This is a genomic window from Alsobacter ponti (assembly GCF_024294805.1).
GTDB classification, from domain to species: domain Bacteria; phylum Pseudomonadota; class Alphaproteobacteria; order Rhizobiales; family Beijerinckiaceae; genus Alsobacter; species Alsobacter ponti.
The window spans coordinates 157,230-179,795 of record NZ_JANCLU010000004.1 but is presented as its reverse complement, the minus strand read 5'-3'; the positions used below and the strand labels follow the sequence as shown (position 1 = coordinate 179,795).

Here is a 22,566-nt window from a genome sequence, read left to right as displayed (position 1 = left end):
CGGTTCAGCCGTGACGCCCGGCGCAGAGGCCGCAGGCGGCGCAGTCCATGACGTCGACCGCGCCGGACGACTCGCGCAGACGCCCGACCACGGCCCGCAGCACCGCCAGCCTTTCAGGGTCCGTCAGCGCCGGCCAGGAGGAGATCTCGTCGCGCGTGCGACCGCAGCCAATGCACAGCCCGGTATCGACATCGATGGCGCAAACGCGCACGCACGGGGAAGCGACGGCCATGGCGGGGGACTCCATTCAGCGGCCGCACCGTACGCTTTCGCGCCTCATGGTTGCATCCGGTATGCTCCTGATCTCTCGTTCGGTCTTCCGTGGCCGCGTCGGCGCGGCGGACCGGCCCGGCAAGCGCGCGACCTATCGCCCGATCCGCGGGCCGGTGAACACTTTCCAGTAGGCGCCGGCGAAGCCCAGAAAGGCCGCCGACCAGGACAAGGCGGCGACGTGCAGCAGCGCCACGCTCCAGTCAGGACGCAGGGCCGCGCAGACGCGGGCGACGGCGCCGAGCACCAGCAGGCCGTAGACGATCTGCACCGGCAGGCTGGCCACCAGCGCCCGGCCGGTGTGGCCGAGGCTGGCGCGCGACATGATGGCGAGCGTCATCGACCCGAACGCGCCGGCGGTCCAGGCGTGAATGCCCGCGCTCGCCGGCACGACCCCGAAGGCAGCCGCCGCCTCGAGCGCGAAGCCGAGTGGAATGAAGGCGTAGGCCACGTGCAGGATGAGCACGAGCCGGTCGCGCCATGTGCGGTCGCCCGCCCAGCGCGCCAGACGCACGGCCTGCAGGATCGCGGCAACCGAAAGCAGCACGCCCGTCGCGGCGGCCTCAGGCGCGACGATCCACGCCAGCAACGCCACACCCGCGACGATCAGCGCGGCGGCGTCCAGCCGGTTGAAGGCGACGGGCATCCGGCCCGGGTTCTCGCGCGCCAGCCAGTTGCGCGTGAAGCTCGGCACGACGCGGCCGCCCACCAGTATGATGAGCAGCAAAGCCCCGGCCAGCCCGATGCGCACGCCGTATTCGGCCGCGCTGTGCCAGGCGGCCTCCCAGTGGAACACGGCGTTGCCGACGAGCATCACGGAGACGATGGCCAGCACGCGCAGATTGCGCCAGTTGCGCCCGGCCACGATCTCGCGCCCAGCCGCCGCCAGAACCAGCGCCAGGAAGCTCAGGTCCACCGCCGCCGCGACGCCGGCGCCGATCCAGGCCGAGGCGAACACCGCCAATCGCCCGGCCGACCATGCGAGCACGAGCAGCAGCAACGGCCGTCCCTGCAGCGGCAGGCGGCCCGTCCAGTTCGGGATCGCTGTGAGCAGGAAGCCCGTGACGACCGCCGGCAGGAAGCCGTAGAGCATTTCGTGGACGTGCCAGTCGCGCGGGTTGAAGGCGGTGGGGATCTCGATTTCGCCGAAAAAGGCCGGCAGCCAGACGAGGATCGCGGCCCCGGCGAATAACGAGGCGAGCAGGAAGAACGGCCGGAATCCATAGGACAGGATGTCCGGCCCGGCGTGGGGGCGCGTGCGGGGGATCGCAGCCATGGGTCGCTCCTGTGTTCGGGACCGTAAGGCTCGGGGCCTATGCCAGACGGATACGCCCATCCCCACGCTTGCTTGTTGCGCCGGCGCAAACTCTCAGTAGAAGGACGCGACGCCCTCCTTGCCGTACGACAAGGACGCCGCCCAGCGGATCGCCGACATCTCCTCCATGACCGAATTTGTTCTCGCCCTTTCCGCCTTCATGGTCGCGCACCTCGTGCCCGCCCTGCCCGGCGTGCGCGCGCGGCTGGTCGCGACGGCCGGGCGCACGGCCTATCTGGCCGTCTATTCGATCCTGTCTCTCGTGCTCCTCGGCTGGATCGTCGTGGCGGCCGGACGGGCCGACGTCGTGGAGCTCTGGGCGCCGGCGGCCTGGCAGTGGCTCGCGCCCGTGGTCGCCATGCCCATTTCGCTGGCTCTCATCTTCACCGGGCTGGTCGAACCGAATCCCCTGTCGATCAGCCTGCTCCAGGGCGAGCGGCCGGCGGCCGTCATCGCCATCACGCGGCACCCGCTGCCCTGGGGATTTCTCATCTGGGCGCTCGCCCACGTGCCGCCGAACGGCCGCCTCGTTCCGCTGATCCTGTTCGGCAGCATGGCCGCTTTGGCCGCCGCCGGGCTTCCGCTGCTCGACCGCAAGGCGCGCGCGCGGCTCGGGGAGGCGGAATGGCGGCGGCTCAACTTGGGCGCGTCGTCGATCCCGTTCGCCGCGATGCTGGCGGGCCGCGCGAGGCTTCGGCCGACCCCGGCCTTCGCGGCCGCGCTGCTCGCGTCCCTGGCGTTCTACGCGTGGTTCCTGCTGGCGGGCCACGCCTGGCTGATCGGTCCCGATCCGTGGTCGGGCCTGCGCGCCTTCTTCGGGTAGGCCCGGGTCAGATTCGCGGCAGGGAGGCGTAGTATTCGGCGAAGGCCTCGAGCTCCTTGGCGGAGAGATGGCGCGACATGTAGCGCATCTCCTTGTGCTTCCGCTCGCCGGTGCGGAATGCGCGCAGCTGGTTGTAGAGGTAGACCACGTTCTGCCCCGCCAGATGGGGCACTTCCACGTCCTTGGCGATGCCGTCGTAGCCGTGGCACGGCGCGCAGGCCTCGATGCCGACAGGCTGCTTGACCTGCTGGGCGGACAGCGGCGCCGAGACGACCACGGCGAACGCGGCGGGGAGAGCGGCGCGGGAGGCCGCGCGGAGCATTCGGGCGAGGTTCATGCCCCGATGATAGAAGCCGGGCGGTGGCCCGGGTCAAGGCTAAGCCGCCTCGTCGCCGCCTTCGCGGTCGCGCCGCTGACGTTCGACGCGTTCCAGCAGGCTCAGCATCTGCAGCATCGGGGGCGGCAGGCTCTGCTCCACAACGTCGTCCAGCGCGGGCGCGAGGGCGCGCCCGAGACGCCGCATGATGAAGGCGGCGTCGTCTGACGAACAGCCCGCTGCGGGGCTGAAATCGTCTTCCATGATGGGCATCGTCGGGCTCCGCATCTGACCGCCGCGTGCAGGTTGACGCCTGCGGCAACGAACGGTTCCGGACCGACAAACGATTCACGACCTGCACCCGTGGGGCGGGACGCCGCACCCCGCGCCGGGGGCGATTGCGCAGGCCTTCCGAACAAATGAGAAACATGGTTGTGTTTCTTCATGAGCGAATCGCTGGCGAAGACCACGCAGGACGATCCCTTCGCGCGGCTGAATCCGGCCCAGCGCGCCGCCGTGGAGCATGGACGCGGCGACCCGGCGCCGGGGCCGTTACTGGTCATCGCCGGAGCGGGATCGGGCAAGACGAACACGCTCGCGCACCGCGTCGCCCGTCTGCTCGCCGACGGGGCCGATCCCTACCGCATCCTGCTGCTCACCTTCTCCCGCCGCGCCGCCCAGGACATGACGCGCCGGGCCGAACGCATAGCCGCCAAGGTGCTGGGGCCCGACCATCCCTCGGTGCGCGCGGGCCTGCCCTGGGCCGGCACCTTCCACGCGGTCGGCGCGCGCATCCTGCGCGAGCAGGCCGACCGGATCGGGCTGTCGCCCGCCTTCACCATCCACGACCGGGAGGACTCGGCCGACCTGATGAACCTGGTCCGGCACGAGCGCGGCCTGTCGGCCAAGGAGACCCGCTTCCCGGCCAAGGGCACGTGCCTGGCGATCTATTCGCGCGCCGTGAACGCCGAGTCGGCGCTCGAGCCGGTCCTGGCGGACTCGTTTCCGTGGTGCGCCGCATTCGTCGAGGAGTTGAAGACGTTGTTCGCCGCCTATGTCGACGCGAAGCAGGCGCAGAATGTCCTCGATTATGACGATCTTCTGCTCTACTGGGCGCGCGTGATGGACGCTCCCGAGGTCGCCGGAGAGATCGCCGGGCAGTTCGACCACGTCCTCGTCGACGAATACCAGGACACCAACCGGCTGCAGGCCGCCATCCTGCGGGGGCTGCGCCCGGACGGGCGAGGCGTCACCGTGGTCGGCGACGACGCCCAGTCGATCTACTCGTTCCGCGCCGCCACCGTGCGCAACATCCTCGATTTTCCCGGCCAGTTCGATCCTCCCGCCCGGGTCGTGACGCTGGAGGAGAACTACCGCTCCACCCAGCCCATCCTCGCCGCCTCGAACGCCGTGATCGGCCTCGCCGCCGAGCGCTTCACCAAGAACCTGCGCAGCGAACGCGTCTCGGCGCAGCGCCCGCTGCTGGTGACCGTGCGCGACGAGGCCGACCAGGCCCGCTACGTCGCCGAGCGCGTGCTGGAGGCGCGCGAGGCCGGCGTGCGGCTGAAATCCCAGGCCGTGCTGTTTCGCGCCTCGCACCACAGCGCGCCGCTGGAGGTGGAACTGGCCCGGCGCAACATCCCGTTCGTGAAGTTCGGCGGGCTGCGCTTCCTCGAGGCCGCGCACGTCAAGGACGTGCTCGCCGTCCTGCGCTTCGCCGGCAACCCGGCCGACCGCGTCACCGGGTTCCGGGTGCTGCAACTGCTTCCGGGCGTCGGTCCGGCCACCGCGGGGCGGATGCTCGACGCCGTCGCGGATGCGGCGAGCCTGCGCGAGGGCCTGGCCGGGCTGCGGCCGCCCGCCGCCGCCGCGCAGGACTGGCCGGGCCTCGTTGAACTCCTCACCGGGCTCGACGCCGACGGGCTCGGCTGGCCGGCCGAGATCGAGCGCGTGCGCGCCTGGTACGAGCCGCACCTGGAAAGGCGCTATGACGACGCCGCGATGCGCGCCGGCGACCTGCTGCAACTCGAGCAGATCGCCGGTTCCTACCCGGGGCGCGAACGCTTCCTGACCGAACTGACGCTCGATCCGCCGGACGCGACCAGCGCGGAGGCCGGCCCGCCGCTGCTCGACGAGGACTATTTGATCCTGTCCACCATCCATTCGGCCAAGGGGCAGGAATGGACCAATGTCTACTGCCTCAACGTGATTGACGGCTGCATGCCCTCCGACCTCGCCACCGGCCGGCGCGAGGAGATCGAGGAGGAGCGCCGCCTGCTCTACGTCGCCATGACGCGGGCCCGCGACTCCCTGCACCTCGTCACGCCGCAGCGCTTCTACGTGGCGCAGCAGGCGCGCGGCGGCGATCGATCGGTGTTCGCCTCTCGCACGCGCTTCATCCCTGCCGGCCTGCTGGGCCTGTTCGAGACGCGCGGCTGGCCTGCCGCGTCAGACCCGCGCGCGGCGTCACGACCGGCCATGGCCACCGTCGACATCGGCGCGCGCGTGAGAGGGATGTGGGGCGCCTGAGCCCGAAAAAGAGCCGCCGAGGCCCTCGGCGGCTCGAGTCTGTGTGAGGGAGGAATGCACCCCACCGGCGGATGAGGGCGCGCGGGGCCCGTCTGCGTCGGTGCGTTTCGGCACGCCTCAGGCGGAGCGGGCGTGCAGCAGGCCCGTGAGCCAGCCCAGCATCACCCAGGACACGAAGCTGGTGGCGAGCGCCGCAAGAACGAACTGGCGCGACAGCGCCAGCGGGACACTGGACCCCGCCTCGGCGAGCTGCGGCGCGCCGATCAGGTGCGGCAGGGCGATCAGGGCCAGGCCCGCGACGATGGCCAGCGGCGTGCGCAGGAGCCCGACCAGGCCCAGGCCACCGAGCGTGGCGGCCGCCGTCGCCACCCACCAGAGCTGGCGAGGCCCGAGCGGCGTTTCGGCCGCGCCGGGCAATTGCGGGGGAAGGCCGAGCGCCGGGGCGAGGCTGAAGGCGGCGAAGCCGGCCAGACCCCACAGAAGTCCCTGCCGCCAGCCGATTCTGCCGCCCCGCAGCGTGTAGAACGCCAGCAGCATCAAGGCGAAACCCGTGGTGTTCAGCACGTTCGCGCCGGCCGTGTAGAGCGTGCGCTCCAGGCCGTCCCGGGGTTGCCATGCCGCCTCGCCGTGCTCGTGCGCCGCATGATCCGCGCCGGCGTGCTCGTGAGCGGCCGGCGGCGCGGCGCCGGCGCTCTCGTACTGCTCGGCCTGGAGAATCAGCGGCGTCGTCAGCAGATGCTGGACGAGCGTCACCACCCCGCCGACGACGAGCCCGGCCAGGGCGGCCGAAAAGACGATGGACCGGAAAACGGACATCAGGGACTTAGTGGCAGGGGAATCCCGCCGAGTGGCGCACATCGTGCGCGGCGTTATGGATCGTGCTCGCGTGCGAGAAGCCGACCATTCCCACGATGAAGATGCCGAACACGAGCGCGAGCACGGCCTGCATGGTGGCGCTGGCGGAACGGATGCCGGTGGAAACCGAGGCGGAAGTCTGGGCGGCGTGCACGGTTCTCTCCTGTCTGCCCCGGCCCGGGAGTCGTGGAGAGAGGCAGGAGAAGCGACCCCGGCGACCGCGCCGGCTTGCTGCCCATGACTGCTCTCGGGACACCCCGCCCGGTCGTCGGTCCAACGTGACGGCAGGTGTCCTGACTTGCGGGTCGCCGCTTCCCAGTCCGCCTTCCCGGTCGCCCAGTGGCCGTGTTGACTGGAGAGCTCGCCGCTCACAGTTGCGGGGGCAGTCGCCGCCTCGGCCTCGCGGCTTCACGGCGTTCCCTTTTGATCCCGGATGGGAACCGTCACGGCTCGACCGTAGACTCGGCCTTCGCCACGGTCAACCGGCGCGCCACGTCGCGGCTGGTCAGGTGGAAGTTCGCGTCGTCGGGCAGGGCACGGGCCGACGCCTTGGCCAAAGCCGCCGCCTCAAACGCCGCCGCGTGGCGCCGGAAGAAGGCCAGGCACGCCACGGGCGCGGGCTCGGCGCGCAAAAGCGCGCGGAAGGCAAGCCGATGCACGAAGCACAGCCCGGCGCGGCCCGGCGGACGGAAGGCGAGGGCGTCGACGTCGTCCCGCCACAGCCAGGCAGCGTCGGCGGGAGAGGAGGGCGCGCGCGGGTCGCTCATGCGGGTGACGCTACCACCCCGGCCGGAGCGGCGTCACCCAGCCGCGAACCGAAAGCGCGGCGGAGACGTTGCCAAGCGACGCGCGAGAGATCGACCATGACGTCCCCTCGGGCCCGCGACAGGGCCGCCGACACCGGATCAGCCGACTCCAACGGCCTCAGTTCCGTGCTTGCCCGCAACATCCAGTCGCTCAGCGAACGGCGACGGCGCGAGGACGCCCAGGCGACGCGGGAGGAGCGCTTCGCGGCGGCGATCACGCGCTTCACCGGCAGCATGCTGTTCGTCTACCTGCACGTCGCCGCGGTGGGGTTCTGGCTCGCCGCCAATTTCGGCCTCATCCCGGGCGTCCGGGCCTGGGACGATTCCTTCGTCATGCTGGGCATGATGGCCTCGGTCGAGGCGATCTTCCTGTCGACCTTCGTGATGATCGCGCAGAACCGGATGTCCGCGGCCGCCGACAAGCGGGCCGACCTCGACCTGCAGATCAGCCTGCTGGCCGAACACGAGATCACCCGCCTCGCGTCGCTGCTGACCGCCATCGCCGGCCGGATGGGCATCGACGCGGCGGTCGACCCGGAAATCCGCGAAATCGAGCGCGACGTGGCCCCCGAAGCCGTGCTCGACGAGATCGAGGCGACCCGCGAAGGCCCTGTCGAGCCCGGCGACGAGGTGCCATCGGGCGCATCGGCCGAGCGCGGGGGAGAGTCCCCTTCGGCCCCGGACCAGAAGTCCCTGGTGGGCGAGCGTCGGAACGGCTGAACGATGCTACGTTAGGGCCATCCGGCGCGTTCGTTCCTCGGGTCTATTGCGTCAATCCAGCTGCTTTGCCGATCTCCGAACTTCCGTTTTTAGATCATTGAGGCGTGTGATGATCATTGTGTCGCATACGATTTATTTGAGAAACGCGGACGGCGAGTCGCCCGTTTCCATCGACATCCACCGGCCCGAAAAACGGGGCAAGGTCTGGTCATGCCAGTACGACATCGACTGGCCGGAAGGTAAAAGGGTCTTTGCGTCGGCAGGGTACGACGCCCTTCAGGCGCTGGTTCTGGCGCTTCAAATGATTGGCGCCGAGCTCTATTCGAGCACCTATCACCAGGAAGGACGTCTGCGGGCATACGAAAACGAGAAAGGGTATGGGTTTCCTATCCCCTCGACCCTGCGCGACCTCGCTGTTGGGATCGACGCCATCTAGCAGGCGAGCGCCGCGATGTGTCTCGGCCTAGCATCGAAAACAAAGCAACGGAGCGACGCCGTCTCGATCCCGATTTCAGATGTCAGGTGGAGGAGGGAAAGGGGCTGAGCGCAAACTCTCTCGCCGGGATGCAGCGCAACCCTTGGTACGATTGCGGAAACTGATCTCCAACCTCTTTCATGCAGCATTACGCCTCTACCCGCCGCTCAATGACCGACAGCTTCACCTGCTGCCTCATCCAGACTGTACGTGGGTCAGCATCATTGCGGCGGTGCCAGAAGACCGAGACCGGGAAGCTGCGGATCTCGACGGGCGGCTTTGCCGTCACGAGGCCGAAGCCGCCCGCGAAGGCCAGCGCCAGCCGCGCCGGAAGCGTGACCAGCCCGCCTGAGGCCGCAACGGCGGCGAGGGCGGGCAGAAAGGCGGGAAGGCCGAGCACGATCCGCCTGCTCCTGCCCATTGCCTCAAGCCGGTCGTCGACCACGCCGCGAAGATCGCCGCCGGGCGAGATCAGCACATGGTCCGCTGCGCAATAGGCCGCGAGGCTGAGGCGCGGCGCCCTCGGCAACACCTTCGGCAGGCCGGCAACAAGAAAAGACTCCTCATAGAGTTTTTCACCGGAGATGGCCTCCGGCACATCCCAGACGAAGCCAAGCGCCAGATCGGCCCGCCCTTCCGCCAGCGCCTCCATCGCCGCGCCTCGTCCGAGCGGCAAGACCGAGAGGGTGACGCCGGGCGCGCGTCCGCGCAGACGCGCTGCAAGCGGCGGGATGAGCACGGCCTGTTCGGCGTCCAGCGCTGAAATCCGCAGGACACCGGAGGCCTGGCCAGGGTCGAAGGCCCGTGCGACGCCCAGTGCGCCACGCAGGGCATCTACCGCCCGGGCGACGGGCGCCTCGAGTGCCAGGGCAGTAGCGGTGGGGTCCAATCCATGCGGGCGGCGCAGGAACAAGTCGTCACCGAAGATTTCGCGAAGGCGCTTCAGCGCCTGGCTGATCGCGGATTGCGTCAGGCCCAGGTCGACCGCCACATTCAGCGCCTTGCGGTGCCGGATGAGGCCAAGGAACACCAGCAGCAAGGTGAGGTCCAGTCGCCTCAGTTCAGTATCACTTAATTCAGACATGATCGTAATTCATTGGGATTTCTATGCGGCCCTGAATATCTTTGCTCATGAGGATGAAGCAAGGAGAAACTCGAATGCGGGTGGCCATCATTGGAACCGGCAATGTCGGCAGCGCCATCGCCCGTGGACTCAAGGGCAAGGGCCACGCCATGACGCTCGGCGCGCGGGATGCGCGGAACAGCGAAGTCGCCACGCTTGCCGCCGAAACCGGCGCAATGGCAACCCTGCCCGCCGAGGCGGCAAGGGTAGCAGACGTCGTCATCCTCGCCCTGCCTTGGGGCGCCGCCGAGACGGCAATCAAGTCGCTTGGCGACCTGTCGGGCAAGATCGTGATCGACTGCATGAACCCGCTGGGCATGTCGGGCGGCGCGCTCGGTCTCACTGTCGGCCATACGACCAGCGGCGGCGAGACCGTGGCAGGCTGGCTCCCTGGCGCGCATGTCGTCAAGACGCTGAACCAGGTGGGCGCCGAGATCATGGCGAAGAACGGTCATCTGCCCCACCGCCCGGTGATGTTCATGGCGGGAGACAGCGAAGCCGCCAAGCAACAGGCGGCGAGCCTCCTCGCCGATCTCGGCTTCGAACCGCTCGATGCAGGCGGTCTCACCAAGGCCCGCCTGCTCGAACCCTTCGGCATGCTGTGGATCAACCAGGCCATGTTCCGCGGCAAGGGCCGCAACTGGGCCTTCGCGGCCGTCGCGGGCTAAGCCATGGCGCAACTCTCGGAGGCCAGTGCTCCGGTGACCATTCTCGTGCGCCGCAAGGTCTCAAGGGGACGAAGTCCATCACCGAAGTGGACCCTACCGCCTATGACGCCATCGTCCTCGCGGGCGGACAATCACCGATGGTCACAATGATCGACGACACAGCCCTGCACACCTTCCTGGCGAAAGCCTACGAAGCGGGGAAGATCATCTCCATCGTGTGCCATGGCACATGCATCTTGCTGAAGACTCGCCTGTCGAACGGAGATCTTCTGGTCAAAGGCAAGACCTGGACCGGCTTCGCCAACAGCGAGGAGGCCTATGCGGACGCCTGGGTCGGCCAAAGATCCAGCCCTTCTGGATCGAGGAGGAGGCGAGTAAAATCGAAGGCACAAACTTCATCGTCTCGGGCATGTTCAAGCCCTTCGCGGCGCGCGACGGCAACCTCATCACCGGTCAGCAGCAATTCTCAGGCGGGCCCGCCGCGGAACTCATCGTGCAGGCGCTGGGGCGCTGACCCCGACTTCTACAAGCGCAGCGATCACCCGGGATACAGTTTGCAGCTGCCGCATCTGATCAGATTTCGTCCGCTCCTACGGGGTGGAGCGGGATCCTGCGCAGTTGTTCGCAATTCTGGGTAATGGCGGAGGGGGCGGGATTCGAACCCGCGATACGGTTTCCCGTATACACACTTTCCAGGCGTGCGCCTTCAGCCACTCGGCCACCCCTCCACGGCACGCCATTCGGCGGGCGCGAGCCCTTATAGCGGACGGCGCGGTGAGCGCAAGCGAGGTTTCGCCGCGCTCCCCAAGCCACTCGGGAGGCGCGGGCGGGCGAAAATCAGGGCGACGACGTCGGCAGGGATCCACGCAGAACGACCGGCGACGGCCCGCGCGCAAGTCCGTAAACCCTCGCGGCGCTCAGCGCCCGTTGAGCAGGCGGCTCACGACCTTGGCGGTGTAGTCGACCATCGGCACGATGCGGGCGTAGTTGAGCCGGGTGGGGCCGATGACGCCCACGACGCCGACGATCTTCTGGCTGGCGTCGCGGAACGGAGCGGCGATGAGCGAGGAGCCGGAGAGCGAGAACAGCTTGGTCTCGGAGCCGATGAAGATGCGCACGCCCTCCCCCTGCTCGGCGCGGGCGAGCAGGTCGATGACGTCCTTCTTCGTCTCGAGGTCCGCGAACAGCAGACGGATGCGCTCGAGGTCCTCGATGGCCTTGAGGTCGTCCAGCAGGTTGGCCTGGCCGCGCACGATGAGCTGCCGGCTCTCCGCCTGGCCGCCCCAGCTCGCCAGCCCGCTTTCGACGAGCCGGGCGGTCAACGCGTCCAACTCCTGTTCGGCGCGGCCGCGCTCGGCGGCGATCTCCGCGCCGAGATCGGCCAGCGTCTTGCCGCGAATGCGCGCCGACAGGTAGTTCGAGGCCTCCACGAGCGCGGACGAGGGCAGGCCGGGCGGCAGGTCGACGATGCGGTTTTCCACCGCGCCGTCTTCGGCGACTATCACGGCGAGCGCCTTGGCGGGCTCGAGCCGCACGAACTCGATGTGCTTGAGCCGGGCCGACGCCTTGGATGTCGCCACCACGCCTGCCCCGCGCGACAGGCCCGAGAGCAGGGCCGACGCTTCGGCGAGGATGCCTTCGGTGGTCTTGTTCTGCCCGGAGGCCTTCACTTCGGCCTCGATTCGCAGGCGGTCCTCGGCCGACACGTCGCCGACCTCCAGCAGCGCATCGACGAAGAAGCGCAGCCCCGCCTCGGTGGGCAGGCGGCCGGCGCTGGTGTGCGGCGCGTAGATCAGCCCCGCCGCCTCGAGATCGGCCATCACGTTGCGCACGGAGGCGGGCGACAGCGACATCGGCAGGATGCGCGATAGATTGCGCGAGCCGACCGGGTCGCCCGTCGCGAGATAGCTCTCGACGATGCGCCGGAAGATCTCCCGCGAACGATCGTTGATATCCACCAGCGTCCCGCCGGCGTGGGGAAAGACGTCCTTGATCATCTCATCCGACAGCAGCCCGGAATCGGCCCGGTTCCAACCTTGAGTGTGGGCATGGACCCGCCCGCGATCAAGACGCCGGCTTGCGGTCTCGGGCCGGCGGGCCTAGAACCCCCTTCCCTGATCGACACCTTCCCGGAGAGGCCATGCGCCCGTCCAAACGCGCCGCCGACGAGCTTCGCAAGGTCAGCCTCGAGCGCGGCGTCGCCCGCTATGCCGAGGGCTCGTGCCTGGTGAAGTTCGGCGAAACCCACGTCCTGTGCACGGCCAGCCTGGAGGAGCGCGCCCCGCCGTGGCTTCGCGGCACCGGCAAGGGCTGGGTGACGGCGGAATACGCCATGCTGCCGCGCGCCACCCACGAGCGTACCCGCCGCGAGGTGACGGCCGGCAAGCCCTCCGGCCGAACGCAGGAGATCCAGCGCCTGATCGGCCGCTCGCTGCGCTCCGTCGTCGACCTGGCGGCGATCGGGGAGAAGCAGATCGTGATCGACTGCGACGTGCTGCAGGCGGACGGCGGCACGCGGACCGCCGCCATCACCGGCGGCTGGGTGGCGCTGCACGACTGCCTGCAATGGATGCGCGGGCGCTCCATGGTCTCCGGCAATCCGCTGCGCGACCACGTGGCGGCCATCTCGTGCGGCGTCGCGCAGGGCGTGCCGGTGCTCGACCTCGACTACGCCGAGGATTCCAGCGCGGAAACGGACGCCAATTTCGTCATCACGGGCGCGGGCGGCCTCGTCGAGGTGCAGGGCACCGCCGAGGGCAAGCCGTTCTCCGAGGAGGAGCTGCTGGCCATGCTGCGCCTGGCGCGGCAGGGCGTCGGCCGGCTCATCGAGCTGCAGAAGCTGGCGGTGATGTGACCATGGCGCGCCAGCTCGCGGGAAAGGTCGTCATCGCCACGCACAACTCCGGCAAGCTGCGCGAAATGCGCGAGCTGCTGGCCCCGCACGGCGTCGAGGCCGTCTCGGCCGGCGAACTCGGCCTGCCGGAGCCTGACGAGACGGGCGACAGCTTCCTCGCCAACGCGCGCATCAAGGCGAGCGCCGCCGCCGACGCGACGGGACTTCCCGCCATCGCCGACGACAGCGGGCTGTGCGTGGCGGCGCTGGAAGGCGCGCCCGGCATCTACTCGGCGCGCTGGGCCGGGCCGGACAAGGACTTCGCCCACGCCATGCGGACGGTCGAGGACGCCGTGCGCGACAAGGGCGGCGACGACCGGCGCGCCTGGTTCGTGTCGGCGCTCTGCGTTGCCTGGCCGGACGGCCATGTCGAGGAGTTCGAGGGGCGCGTCGACGGTGTGCTGGTGTGGCCGCCGCGCGGCGACGCCGGATTCGGCTACGACCCCGCGTTCCTGCCGGAGGGCCACTCGCGCACCTTCGGCGAAATGACTTCGGACGAGAAGCACGGGCTGCCGCCGCGCGGCCTCGGCCTGTCGCACCGGGCGCGGGCCTTCCTGATGCTCGCCTCGGCTTGTCTCAACGGGCGCGACTGACCGGAAACCATCGCGTCGGCCGCAGCCGGGCCGTCCGCGCCTTTCCCTTGCTTTCGCGGCGTCGAGCCCCCAAACAGGCGCCATGAGCACATTGCCGCCCTTCGACGCCGGCTTCGGGGTCTATGTCCATTGGCCCTTCTGCGCGTCGAAGTGCCCGTATTGCGACTTCAACAGCCATGTCCGCTTCCAGCGCGTCGACGAGCCGCGCTTTGCGGCGGCGTTCGCGCGCGAGATCGCGCACCAGGCGGAAATGACGCGGGGGCGCACCGTCGGCAGCATCTTCCTCGGCGGCGGCACGCCCTCCCTGATGCAGCCCGGCACCGTCGCGGCCGTGCTGGACGCCATCGCCGCGAACTGGACGGTCGCCCCCGACGTCGAGGTGACGCTGGAGGCCAATCCCACCAGCGTCGAGGCGGGCCGTCTGCGCGGCTACCGCGCCGCCGGCGTCAACCGCGTTTCGCTGGGCGTGCAGGCCATGAACGACGTGGACCTGCGCGCCCTCGGGCGGCTGCACTCGGTCGAGGAGGCGATGCACGCGGTGGAAACCGCCAATTCAGTGTTCGGGCGCACCTCGTTCGACCTGATCTACGCCCGCCCGGGTCAGACGCCGGCGGCGTGGGCGGCGGAACTGGACGAGGCCATCCGCCGCGCGGCGGAGCATTTGTCGCTCTACCAGCTCACCATCGAGCCGGGGACGGTGTTCGAGCGCCTGCGCGACGCCGGCAAGCTCGTGACGCCTGAGCCGGAGGTGGCGCGCGCCCTGTTCGACACGACGCGGGACGTTTGCGAGCGCCACGGCCTGCCGGCCTACGAGATCTCCAACCACGCCCGTCCGGGCGCGGAGTGCCGGCACAACCTCGTCTATTGGCGCTACGGCGAGTACGCCGGCGTGGGGCCGGGCGCGCACGCGCGGCTGGTGACCGACTCCGGCCGGCTGGCGCTCTCCACGGAGCTGTCCCCCGAAGCCTGGCTGGAGCGCGTCGAGACGGTCGGCCACGGCATCGTCGAGACCGAGCGCCTGTCGCCCGAGGCGGAGGGGGACGAATTCCTGCTCATGGGGCTGCGGCTGACCGAGGGGATCGACCCCGAGCGCTTCGCGCGCCTGTCGGGCCGTCGCATCGACCAGGCGCGCCTGCGCGAGTTGCGCGCCCAGGGCCTGGTGGAGAGCCTGACCGACGGCCGCCTGCGCGTCTCCCGCGAAGGCTTCCCGGTGCTCGACGCCATCGTGGCCGACCTGGCGGCCTGAGCCGCCAGGCCGCCGCGTCAGGTGCCCGCCGCGAAGGCGCGCGGAGCCGGGCTCAGCACGCCGCCGCCGGCCTGATACACGGCAAGACCGCGCTGGTTGACGCCGTCCGGCCGGAAGCGGAACAGGCCGTCGGTGCCGATGACGCCGTCCGGGTTGGTCAGCGTCGCCTCGCTCAGCCCCGCCACGCCGGACTTGGCGAACAGCGCCTCCACCAGGAACACCGCGTCGTAGGCGAGGCTGGCGCTGCGCACCGGATCGCCGCCGAACTTGGCGCGGTAGCGCGACGCGAAGCCGCCATACCCTGCCCGGTCGGGCGCGGCGTACCATCCGCCCTGGACGGTCTTGATCGAGGTGACGCGCGGGTCGTCCCACGCCGAGGTGCCGAGGAGCTGGACCTTGCGCCCGTCGAGGCCCGCCGCCGCGATTGCGCCGGCCGCCGCCGCCATGCCGTCGCCGTTCTCGGGCAGGAACAGCGCGTCGACGAGGTCGCCCATCGCGGCGATGCGCTGGGCGGAGGCCGCCAGCGCGGCGCGGTCGTTCGTCGTGTAGCGCTCCATCGCCGCGACGCGGACGCCGCGCCGGGCGGCCGACTCCTGGAAGGCGGCGGCGACCACGTTGCCGTAGGCCGTGTTCGGCACGAGGGCGGCGATCGACTTCTTGCCGCGCGAGCTGGCGTACTCGACGATGCGGTCCACCTCGGTTTCCGGCAGGAAGCTCAGCAGGTAGACGCCCGGTCCGGCGACGCTGGAATCGGTGGAGAAGGCGATGACCGGCTTGCCGGCCCCGCGCGCCACCTGCCCGACCGCCTGCACGGACGGCGCGATCAGCGGGCCGACGATGACGTCGACGCCTTCCGCCAGCGCCTGCTGCGCCGCGGCGCGCGCGCCGTCGGGCGTGCCGCCGTCATCCTTGACCAGCAGCTGCACCTTCGGATTGTTGAATTCGGCCGCCGCCATCTCGGCGGCGTTGCGCATCGCGACGCCCGCCGCCCCGACATTGCCGGCCGCCGAGACCGGCAGGATGACGCCCACGCGCAGTCCGCCCGGCACCGGCGGCGGAGCCTCCGCCTGGGGCGTCGGGCTCGCGCCCAGATTGCTCAGTCCGGGAATGTTCGGCCCGCCCGAGCAGGCGGCCAGGATCCCCGCCACGAGGCCCGCCGCGGCGATCCGCGCCGCGCGCCGCGCTTCGTCCGTCCATCCGCGTGTCATGGCTTGAAACGGCACGTCAGCGATCCTCCTGCAGGCGGGGCGGCGCGGGCGCGCTTCGAAGGTTGCGCGTGGCCGCCCGAATTCCAATAAAATCCGGCGTTATTCGACGAAACTTGTCTTTCATTCTCATTAAACCCGATGCATCGGGCGCTGCAAAGCTTGGCGAAGCTCTGGCTCGCGTGCGAAGGTCGAAACTCACCGGAGCCGTCATGAGCCAACCCCACGACCCGCACGCCGCGTCCCGCCGGTCGACGCACGCGCCCTCCTCCTTCACCGCCTTCGGAATCCGCGCCGAGGCGACGCCGCTCGCCCCCGGCCTGCACGTCGTCGCGACGCCGATCGGCAATTTGGGCGACATTTCGTTCCGCGCGCTGTCGACGCTGGCGGCCGCCGATGCGATTCTCGCCGAGGACACGCGGGTGACGAAGACGCTGCTCGCCCATTACGGCATCGCGACGCCGCTCGTCGCCTATCACGAGCACAACGCCGCCGAGATGCGCCCGCGCGTGCTGCAGCGGCTTCGCGAGGGTCAGCGGCTCGCCCTCGTCTCGGACGCCGGCACGCCGCTGGTGTCGGACCCCGGCTTCAAGCTGGTCGAGGCGGCCCAGGCCGAGGGGCTGCGCGTCTCCACCGTGCCGGGCGCGTCCGCCGTGCTCGCCGCCCTGGTGGTGGCGGGACTGCCGACGGATCGGTTTTTCTTCGAGGGCTTCCTGCCGCCACGAGCCGGCGCGCGGCGCGAACGGCTGGAGGCCCTGCGTTCGATTCCCGGCACGCTGGTGTTCTTCGAATCGCCGCGCCGCGTCGCCGAGATGCTGGCCGACGCCGCCGAGGCGCTGGGACCCCGCCCGGCCGCCGTGGCGCGCGAACTGACCAAGATGTTCGAGACGGTGCGGCGCGGCCCGCTGGACGCGCTCGCCGCGCAGTTCGCCGCCGAGCCGACCCCGAAAGGCGAGATCGTCGTGCTGATCGGCCCCCCCGGCGAGGACGCGGCCCCGCGCGCCAGCGACGCCGACCTCGACGCCCGCCTGGCGGAGCTTCTGGAGACGCTTTCGGTGAAGGACGCGGTCGACGTGGCGGCCCAGGAGACCGGCCTGCCGCGCAAGCGCGTCTACGCGCGCGCCGTCGCGCTGGTGAAGCGATGAGCGCCCGCGCCCCGGCGCAGCGCCGCGCCGCGCTGCGCCGCGGACACTGGGCGGAGTTCGCCGCCGCCGCCGTGCTGACGCTCAAGGGCTATCGCATCCTGGCGCGCCGCTATTCCGGCGGGGGCGGCGAGATCGACCTGGTGGCGCGCCGGGGCGACACGGTCGTCTTCGTCGAGGTGAAGGCGCGCGCAGACCTGCTCGCCGCCGGCTGGGCGATCACGCCCGAGAAACAGCGGCGCTTCGCCCGCGCGGTCGACCACTGGCGGGCGCGCCATCCGTGGAGCACGGGCTTCACGCTGCGCTGCGACGCCGTGCTGGTCGCCCCGGCGCGTTGGCCCCGCCATGTCGAGGACGCGTTCGGCCTTCCGGCCTGAGCGTCGCCGCGCGCCCGGCAGCCCTGCCGGCGTCACGGTTGCCTCGCGGGGCCGAAGCGGGCAATGGTGCGCCGCATCGACACCGCCCGCTTCGGGGAGCCGCCCATGACGCTGAACGTCGCCGTCCAGATGGACCCCATCGACAAGATCAACATCGCCGGCGACTCGACCTTCGCGCTCATGCTCGAGGCCCAGGCGCGCGGCCACCGGCTGCACTACTACACGCCGGACCAGCTCTCGATGCGCGACGGCCGCGTCACCGCGACCATGCGGCACGTCACGGTGCAGGACGTGAAGGGCGCGCATTTCGACCTCGGCGAGCCGGAGAAGCGCGATCTGGCGGAGGTCGACGTGGTGCTGCTGAGGCAGGACCCGCCCTTCGACCTCGCCTACATCACCACCACCCACCTGCTGGAGCGCGTTCATCCGCGAACGCTGGTCGTCAACAATCCCCAGCATGTCCGCAACGCGCCCGAGAAGATTTTCGTCACCGAGTTCCCGGACCTGATGCCGCCGACGCTGATCACCCGCGACAAGGCGGAGATCGAGGCGTTTCGGGCCGAGCACGGCGAGATCGTGATGAAGCCGCTGTACGGAAACGGCGGCGCGGCGGTGTTCAAGGTGGCGGAAAAGGACCCGAACTTCGGCTCGCTCTACGACCTGTTCTCCGTCACCTTCCGGGAGCCCTGGGTCGTCCAGCGCTTCCTGCCGCAGGTGAGCGAGGGCGACAAGCGCATCATCCTGGTCGACGGCGAACCGCTGGGCGCGGTCAACCGCGTGCCCGCCGCCAACGACATCCGCTCGAACATGGTGCGCGGCGGCGCGGCCGAGACGACCCAGCTCAGCGACCGCGAGCGCGAGATCTGCTCGCGCATCGGCCCGGCGCTGCGCGAGATGGGGCTGATCTTCGTCGGCATCGACGTGATCGCCGGCAACCTCACCGAGATCAACGTCACCTCCCCCACCGGTCTGCGCGCCATCAAGCGCCTCGGCGGCCCCGATCTCGCCATGTCGATCTGGGAGTGCATCGAGGACAAGCTGGCGCGCTGAGGGCGCGCCGCTCCCTCCTGTCAGGCGGCCCGGTTCACCGTGACAGTGAGTTCGGGCTTGCGGTTGATCGTCTGGAACACGACGCAGTAGCGCTCCGTCAGCTTCAGCAGCGTGTCGATCTTGTCCTGCGGCGCGTCGGTGTCGATGTCGAACGCCAGCCGGATCTCGCGGAAGCCGACCGGGGCCTCGCGGTCGACGCCCAGCGTGCCGCGGAAGTCGAGGTCGCCCTCGGCCCGCACCGTCCCCTTGCGCAGCGGAATCTCGAGCGCGGTGGCGACCGCCTTCAACGTCACGCCGGCGCAGGCCACCAGCGCCTCGAGCAGCATGTCGCCCGAGCACAGCTCCAGGCCCGTGCCGCCGGAGGCCGGATGCAACCCCGCCACGGCGAGCGCCCGGCCGGTCTCGACCTTGCAGGCGATCTTCGACTCGTCCAGCTCGCCGGTGGCGCGCAGCGTGATGACCGCCGCTTCCGGGTTCTCCCGGTATTTCGACTTGATGGGAGCCTGGAGGGCGCGCAGGGCGTCGGCGTCGATGGCGTCCATGGATGGGTCTCCTTCGGGGGTGTTCACCACCAGAGCGCGTCGCCCTGGGCGGCCGCGCGGTCCCGTTCGACGTCGGGCGCGCGAAGCGATCTGTCCAGCGCGTTGAGCACGCGCCGCTTGGCCTTGTCAAATCCCACGCCGAGCCTGTCGCGCGGACGCTCGGCATGGACAGAGATCGTCTCGTAGACGCGGCCGGGGCACGGGCGCATCACGACGACCCGGTCGGCCAGCGTGACGGCCTCCTCCACGTCGTGCGTGACGATGACGATGGTCTGCCGGCCCGCCTCCCACAGCGACAGCAGGTGCTCGTGCAGGCTGGCGCGGGTGAAGGCGTCGAGGGCGGAGAAGGGCTCGTCGAGCAGCAGCACCTTGGGGCTGGTGACGAAGGCGCGGGCAATGGCGACGCGCTGCTGCTGGCCGCCCGAGAGCTCGCGCGGCCAGCGCGCGCCGTAGTCGGCGAGCCCGACCCGCGCGAGCGCGTCCGCCACCCGCTCCAGCCTCTCGGCGCGCGGCCGGTCCACCAGGCCGAACCCGACATTGTCGGCGACGCTGAGCCAGGGGAGCAGGCGGGGCTCCTGGAACACGATGCCCACGGCCGGGTGCGGCCCCTCGATGGTTTCGCCGTCGACGGCGATGCGCCCGCCCGTCGCGCGGTCGAGCCCGGCGACGAGGCGCAGCAGCGTCGTCTTGCCGCAGCCGGAGCCGCCGACGACTCCGAGGATTTCGCCCGCCTCGAGCGCGATGGAGACGTCCGAGAGGGCGCGGGTGCCGTCGGCGTAGGTCTTGGTGAGACGCTCGATGGTGAACATCACAGGCTGCTCCGCGCCGTGTCCTGCCAGCGCACCAGCGGCCGCGTGGCGGCCACGAGCACCGCGTCGCAGATCTTGCCGAGCACCGCGAAGGTGATGATGGCGGCGAGGATCTGGTCCGGCTTGCCGATCTGCTGGCCGTCGACGAGCAGGTAGCCGAGCCCTTCCGAGGCGCCCATGAATTCGGCCGCCACGACGAACATGAAGCCGAGCCCGAGCCCGGAGCGCAGGGCGATCAGCCACTCCGGCAGGACGGCCGGGAGCATCACCCGCCGCACCATCCCGGCCTGGGACAGGCGGAAGACGCGGCCGACTTCCAGGAGCTTGCGGTCGATGCCCTCGATGGCGCCGGCGACGCCGAGATAGACGGGGAAGAACACGCCCACGGCGATGAGCGCCACCTTGGACGCCTCGAAAATGCCGAGCCAGAGGAGGAACAGCGGCACCCAGGCGATGGACGGCACCGCGCGCAGGGCCTGCAGCGTGGGATCGAAGATGCGGCGCGACAGTTCGGACGCGCCGGCGAGCGCCCCCATGAGCGTGCCGGCGACCGCCCCCAGCGCGAAGCCCGCGAGCACGCGCATCAGCGTGGCGATGATGTGCGTGGTCAGCTCGCCGGACCGCGCCAGCGCCGTCAGGGCGGCGAAAATGCGCGAGGGCGGCGGCATCAGCCGGCCCTGGGCGAGGCCGAAGCGGACGGCCAGCTCCCAGCCGAGCGCCAGCGCGAGCGGCAGCGCCAGCCCGATCAGCCAGCGGCCGGGTGCGTGAACGCGCGAGCGCGGCGCCTGGGGGGGCGCCGCGTCGACGACATCCGTCAGAGGGGAGGTCGACGGAGCGTTCATGGGTCTAGAGTCTCGCGCTGCTGCCGGGCCGGGCCCGAACCTGCGTCCTCACTGCGTGGTGGACGGGAGGTACTTCGGTTCGATCAGCGCCGCAACACTCGCCTTGACGTCGACGCCCGACTCGATGACGCCGGCCTCCTGCAGGGCGAGCCCGGCGGCGAGGATGGAGTCGGCCTGCGGCTTGCCGATCGGCCCGTGGGTCAGCTCGGTGCGCTCCAGCTGGCGGGCGATGACGGCGTCCGGCAGCTTGGTGGCGGCGACCAGCGTCTTGGTCAGGTCGGCGGGGTTGGCGAGCGAGGCCTTGCGGGCCTGCTCGTAGACCTTGAGGACGCGCTTGACGATCTCGGGGTTGGCGGCGGCGAACTCCTCGCGGACGTTCAGCACGCCCCAGGTATTGGCCTCCGGCTTGCGGTAGAACAGGCGGGCGCCGCCCTCGATCTCGGCCGACGCCATGATCGGGTCGAGTCCGGCCCAGGCCTCGACGTCGCCGCGCTCCAGGGCGAGGCGGCCGTCGGCGTGCTGGAGGAGGACGAGCTTGACGTCCTTCTCGGTCAGCTTGGACTCGGCGAGGGCCCGGACCAGGAAGATGTGGGGATCGGTGCCGCGGGTGACGGCGACGCGCTTGCCCTTGAGGTCGGCGACCGTCTTGATGGCGCTGTCGCCCTTGGTGACCAGCGCCGTCCACTCCGGCCGCGAGTAGACGTAGATCGACTGGATGGGATTGCCGTTGATCTTGCCGACCAGCGCCGCCGCGCCGGCGGTCGAGCCGAAATCGAGCGAGCCGGCGTTCAAGAATTCGAGCGCCTTGTTGGAGCCGGCGGACTGCACCCAGCGGATCGAGATGCCGTCCTTCTTGAACTCTTCTTCGAGCAGGCCCTTGTCCTTGAGGACGAGACTGACCGGATTGTAGGTCGCCCAGTCGATGCGGATTTCCTTGACGGCCTGCGCCCGGGCGGCGGTCACGCCCAGCGGCAGGGTCAGGCCGAGGGCGGCCAGCAGGCCCAGGGTGATGCGGCGGTTGATCGTGAACATCGGTCCTCCAGTTCCACGCTGCAGGGACGCGGTCGAGGGCCAGGCCGGAGAAACCGGAACGCCCGCGGCGCTTTAGCTGCATTTGTCCAGGCGACCGGACCCGTTCCGGCCACCTTCGCGCCCAGCAAGCTGCTCGCTCAAATCGGCGCGTGTTTGTTTTGTAGATCGACGCGTTCTTTATGTCAAACAAAATACGGCAGGAAAATGCCGCATCTTCTATTCACAAACTTTTCTGTAAATATGCCGCGCGGAAAGGCCGGAGAGGACCATGGAGCGAGGTTTTCGTTCGAATCAGGCCCGATAAACGCCCATTTTCCGCGCCGAACACGGCGCGGAAATGGGCCACGATCCGATCATCGCATGCGGTGGTCCGCCGCGATCGGGACTTCCGTGGAAAAGAGGGTCGAAGAAATTGAAAAGGCGCGGCCGGCCGGGCCGCGCCGTTCGTCATTCCGCCGGCATGCCGGTCGGCACGCCGACCATCCGGTCGCGCCGGAAGACGATCCAGGCGAACAGGATCATGTCGGCGAAGATGAGCAGCGAGGCGATCGCCGCCAGCGGCTCGGCGGCGTCGCGGCCCGAATGCACCAGGCCGACGCCCAGCGCCATGATCACCGTCGCGACGATCCACACCCATACCTGCGCCACCGCGACGCGGGTGCGGTCGAGGGCCGGGTGAAGGTGGTAGAAGATGCCCATCAGGAACAGCGACACCCAGCCCAGCAGGTTGAGGTGGGCGTGGCCGGGATGGGTCACGTGGTCGCCGGAGATGGCCATGGCGAGGCCCCATCCCATGCCCACGAGGACGAGCAGGACAGCGGCCTGGAAGCTCAGAGACGACGCTTTCATTGGGGGGACCTCCGACGCACGGGGGTTATCGGACTTGGCCAGTGTCTCACCGCGTTGCGGGTTCCACAATCCAAGATTGCAATATT

Annotated in this window: 26 protein-coding genes, 1 tRNA gene, 1 pseudogene and 1 riboswitch; of the genes and pseudogenes, 12 read left to right on the top strand and 16 right to left on the bottom strand. The window is 70.1% G+C overall.

Annotation, left to right across the window (positions count from 1 at the left end; genetic code table 11):
* Positions 1–4: 4 nt before the first annotated feature.
* Complete coding sequence (locus tag NK718_RS05980; RefSeq protein WP_254739578.1) at positions 5–232, bottom strand: DUF1289 domain-containing protein; 228 nt, start codon at positions 230–232, stop codon at positions 5–7.
* Between the two features lie 132 nt (positions 233–364).
* A complete protein-coding gene (locus NK718_RS05975) occupies positions 365–1,546 on the bottom strand; it encodes an NnrS family protein (RefSeq protein WP_254739576.1) in 1,182 nt (393 codons plus the stop codon).
* 166 nt (positions 1,547–1,712) lie between these two features.
* Between NK718_RS05975 and NK718_RS05970 the strand changes: the two genes are divergently transcribed.
* Entirely contained in the window at positions 1,713–2,408 is a 696-nt protein-coding gene (locus NK718_RS05970) for an NnrU family protein (RefSeq protein WP_254739574.1), read from the top strand.
* A gap of 7 nt (positions 2,409–2,415) precedes the next feature.
* On the opposite strand, the gene NK718_RS05965 is transcribed toward NK718_RS05970, so the two are convergent.
* Both NK718_RS05965 and NK718_RS05960 read right to left on the bottom strand, forming a co-directional pair.
* Positions 2,416–2,730: a c-type cytochrome gene (locus tag NK718_RS05965; protein ID WP_254739572.1), complete on the bottom strand. Its 315-nt coding sequence runs from the start codon at positions 2,728–2,730 to the stop codon at positions 2,416–2,418.
* 54 nt (positions 2,731–2,784) lie between these two features.
* Entirely contained in the window at positions 2,785–2,997 is a 213-nt protein-coding gene (locus NK718_RS05960) for a hypothetical protein (RefSeq protein ID WP_254739570.1), read from the bottom strand.
* Positions 2,998–3,168: 171 nt separating this feature from the next.
* Between NK718_RS05960 and NK718_RS05955 the strand changes: the two genes are divergently transcribed.
* Positions 3,169–5,253 carry an ATP-dependent helicase gene (locus tag NK718_RS05955; protein ID WP_254739568.1) on the top strand — a complete coding sequence of 695 codons (2,085 nt, stop codon included), beginning with the start codon at positions 3,169–3,171 and terminating at the stop codon, positions 5,251–5,253.
* Between the two features lie 117 nt (positions 5,254–5,370).
* Here NK718_RS05955 and NK718_RS05950 read toward each other — a convergent pair whose 3' ends face one another.
* From NK718_RS05950 to NK718_RS05940, 3 genes are all read right to left on the bottom strand, one after another.
* Entirely contained in the window at positions 5,371–6,069 is a 699-nt protein-coding gene (locus NK718_RS05950; protein WP_254739566.1) for a CbtA family protein, read from the bottom strand.
* A gap of 7 nt (positions 6,070–6,076) precedes the next feature.
* Positions 6,077–6,262 (bottom strand): CbtB domain-containing protein, encoded by a 186-nt coding sequence (locus NK718_RS05945; RefSeq protein ID WP_371877226.1) that lies wholly within the window; start codon positions 6,260–6,262, stop codon positions 6,077–6,079.
* Between the two features lie 112 nt (positions 6,263–6,374).
* Positions 6,375–6,568, bottom strand: a riboswitch (cobalamin riboswitch).
* Positions 6,552–6,875, bottom strand: a complete 324-nt coding sequence (locus tag NK718_RS05940; protein WP_254739564.1) for a hypothetical protein — start codon at positions 6,873–6,875, stop codon at positions 6,552–6,554. It overlaps the preceding riboswitch by 17 nt.
* A gap of 96 nt (positions 6,876–6,971) precedes the next feature.
* On the opposite strand from NK718_RS05940, the gene NK718_RS05935 reads away from it, so the two are divergent.
* Positions 6,972–7,634: a DUF1003 domain-containing protein gene (locus NK718_RS05935; RefSeq protein ID WP_371877225.1), complete on the top strand. Its 663-nt coding sequence runs from the start codon at positions 6,972–6,974 to the stop codon at positions 7,632–7,634.
* A 109-nt stretch (positions 7,635–7,743) separates the two neighbouring features.
* Positions 7,744–8,070, top strand: a complete 327-nt coding sequence (locus NK718_RS05930; RefSeq protein ID WP_254739562.1) for a DUF6968 family protein — start codon at positions 7,744–7,746, stop codon at positions 8,068–8,070.
* Between the two features lie 187 nt (positions 8,071–8,257).
* Here the strand turns inward: NK718_RS05930 and NK718_RS05925 are convergent, their stop codons facing one another.
* A complete protein-coding gene (locus NK718_RS05925; RefSeq protein ID WP_254739788.1) occupies positions 8,258–9,139 on the bottom strand; it encodes a LysR family transcriptional regulator in 882 nt (293 codons plus the stop codon).
* Positions 9,140–9,267: 128 nt separating this feature from the next.
* Here NK718_RS05925 and NK718_RS05920 point away from each other — a divergent pair, with 128 nt between their 5' ends.
* Positions 9,268–9,900 carry an NADPH-dependent F420 reductase gene (locus NK718_RS05920; protein WP_254739560.1) on the top strand — a complete coding sequence of 211 codons (633 nt, stop codon included), beginning with the start codon at positions 9,268–9,270 and terminating at the stop codon, positions 9,898–9,900.
* Positions 9,834–10,106: pseudogene (locus NK718_RS22145) on the top strand (hypothetical protein); the annotation flags it as partial. The gene NK718_RS05920 and the pseudogene NK718_RS22145, both read left to right, overlap by 67 nt.
* 432 nt (positions 10,107–10,538) lie before the next feature.
* On the opposite strand, the gene NK718_RS05915 reads toward NK718_RS22145, so the two are convergent.
* Positions 10,539–10,628, bottom strand: a tRNA-Ser gene (locus NK718_RS05915).
* Positions 10,629–10,817: 189 nt separating this feature from the next.
* Entirely contained in the window at positions 10,818–11,897 is a 1,080-nt protein-coding gene (gene hrcA / locus NK718_RS05910; RefSeq protein ID WP_254739558.1) for a heat-inducible transcriptional repressor HrcA, read from the bottom strand.
* Between the two features lie 143 nt (positions 11,898–12,040).
* On the opposite strand from hrcA, the gene rph reads away from it, so the two are divergent.
* The 3 genes from rph (at position 12,041) to hemW (ending at position 14,632) form a co-directional block, all read left to right on the top strand.
* Positions 12,041–12,754 carry a ribonuclease PH gene (rph, locus tag NK718_RS05905; RefSeq protein ID WP_254739556.1) on the top strand — a complete coding sequence of 238 codons (714 nt, stop codon included), beginning with the start codon at positions 12,041–12,043 and terminating at the stop codon, positions 12,752–12,754.
* 2 nt (positions 12,755–12,756) lie between these two features.
* Positions 12,757–13,386 (top strand): RdgB/HAM1 family non-canonical purine NTP pyrophosphatase, encoded by a 630-nt coding sequence (rdgB, locus tag NK718_RS05900; RefSeq protein ID WP_254739554.1) that lies wholly within the window; start codon positions 12,757–12,759, stop codon positions 13,384–13,386.
* Positions 13,387–13,468: 82 nt separating this feature from the next.
* Positions 13,469–14,632 (top strand): radical SAM family heme chaperone HemW, encoded by a 1,164-nt coding sequence (gene hemW, locus NK718_RS05895; protein WP_254739552.1) that lies wholly within the window; start codon positions 13,469–13,471, stop codon positions 14,630–14,632.
* Positions 14,633–14,649: 17 nt separating this feature from the next.
* On the opposite strand, the gene NK718_RS05890 is transcribed toward hemW, so the two are convergent.
* On the bottom strand, positions 14,650–15,855 hold the full coding sequence (locus NK718_RS05890) for a penicillin-binding protein activator (protein WP_254739550.1): 1,206 nt from the start codon (positions 15,853–15,855) through the stop codon (positions 14,650–14,652).
* Between the two features lie 194 nt (positions 15,856–16,049).
* On the opposite strand from NK718_RS05890, the gene rsmI reads away from it, so the two are divergent.
* From rsmI to gshB, 3 genes are all read left to right on the top strand, one after another.
* Positions 16,050–16,982: a 16S rRNA (cytidine(1402)-2'-O)-methyltransferase gene (rsmI, locus tag NK718_RS05885; protein ID WP_254739548.1), complete on the top strand. Its 933-nt coding sequence runs from the start codon at positions 16,050–16,052 to the stop codon at positions 16,980–16,982.
* Positions 16,979–17,356: a YraN family protein gene (locus tag NK718_RS05880; protein WP_254739546.1), complete on the top strand. Its 378-nt coding sequence runs from the start codon at positions 16,979–16,981 to the stop codon at positions 17,354–17,356. Before rsmI ends, NK718_RS05880 begins: the two co-directional genes overlap by 4 nt.
* 105 nt (positions 17,357–17,461) lie before the next feature.
* Positions 17,462–18,406: a glutathione synthase gene (gshB, locus tag NK718_RS05875; protein WP_254739786.1), complete on the top strand. Its 945-nt coding sequence runs from the start codon at positions 17,462–17,464 to the stop codon at positions 18,404–18,406.
* A gap of 20 nt (positions 18,407–18,426) precedes the next feature.
* Here gshB and NK718_RS05870 read toward each other — a convergent pair whose 3' ends face one another.
* From NK718_RS05870 to NK718_RS05850, 5 genes are all read right to left on the bottom strand, one after another.
* Positions 18,427–18,939 (bottom strand): OsmC family protein, encoded by a 513-nt coding sequence (locus NK718_RS05870; RefSeq protein WP_254739784.1) that lies wholly within the window; start codon positions 18,937–18,939, stop codon positions 18,427–18,429.
* Between the two features lie 32 nt (positions 18,940–18,971).
* Entirely contained in the window at positions 18,972–19,757 is a 786-nt protein-coding gene (locus NK718_RS05865; RefSeq protein WP_254739544.1) for an ABC transporter ATP-binding protein, read from the bottom strand.
* Positions 19,757–20,599, bottom strand: coding sequence for an ABC transporter permease (locus NK718_RS05860; RefSeq protein WP_254739542.1), 843 nt, complete (start codon positions 20,597–20,599; stop codon positions 19,757–19,759). Before NK718_RS05860 ends, NK718_RS05865 begins: the two co-directional genes overlap by 1 nt.
* 48 nt (positions 20,600–20,647) lie before the next feature.
* The gene (locus NK718_RS05855) at positions 20,648–21,631 is read right to left on the bottom strand and encodes an aliphatic sulfonate ABC transporter substrate-binding protein (RefSeq protein ID WP_254739540.1); all 984 of its coding nucleotides are present in this window, start codon (positions 21,629–21,631) and stop codon (positions 20,648–20,650) included.
* 447 nt (positions 21,632–22,078) lie between these two features.
* The gene (locus tag NK718_RS05850; protein ID WP_254739538.1) at positions 22,079–22,480 is read right to left on the bottom strand and encodes a hypothetical protein; all 402 of its coding nucleotides are present in this window, start codon (positions 22,478–22,480) and stop codon (positions 22,079–22,081) included.
* Positions 22,481–22,566 lie beyond the last annotated feature (86 nt).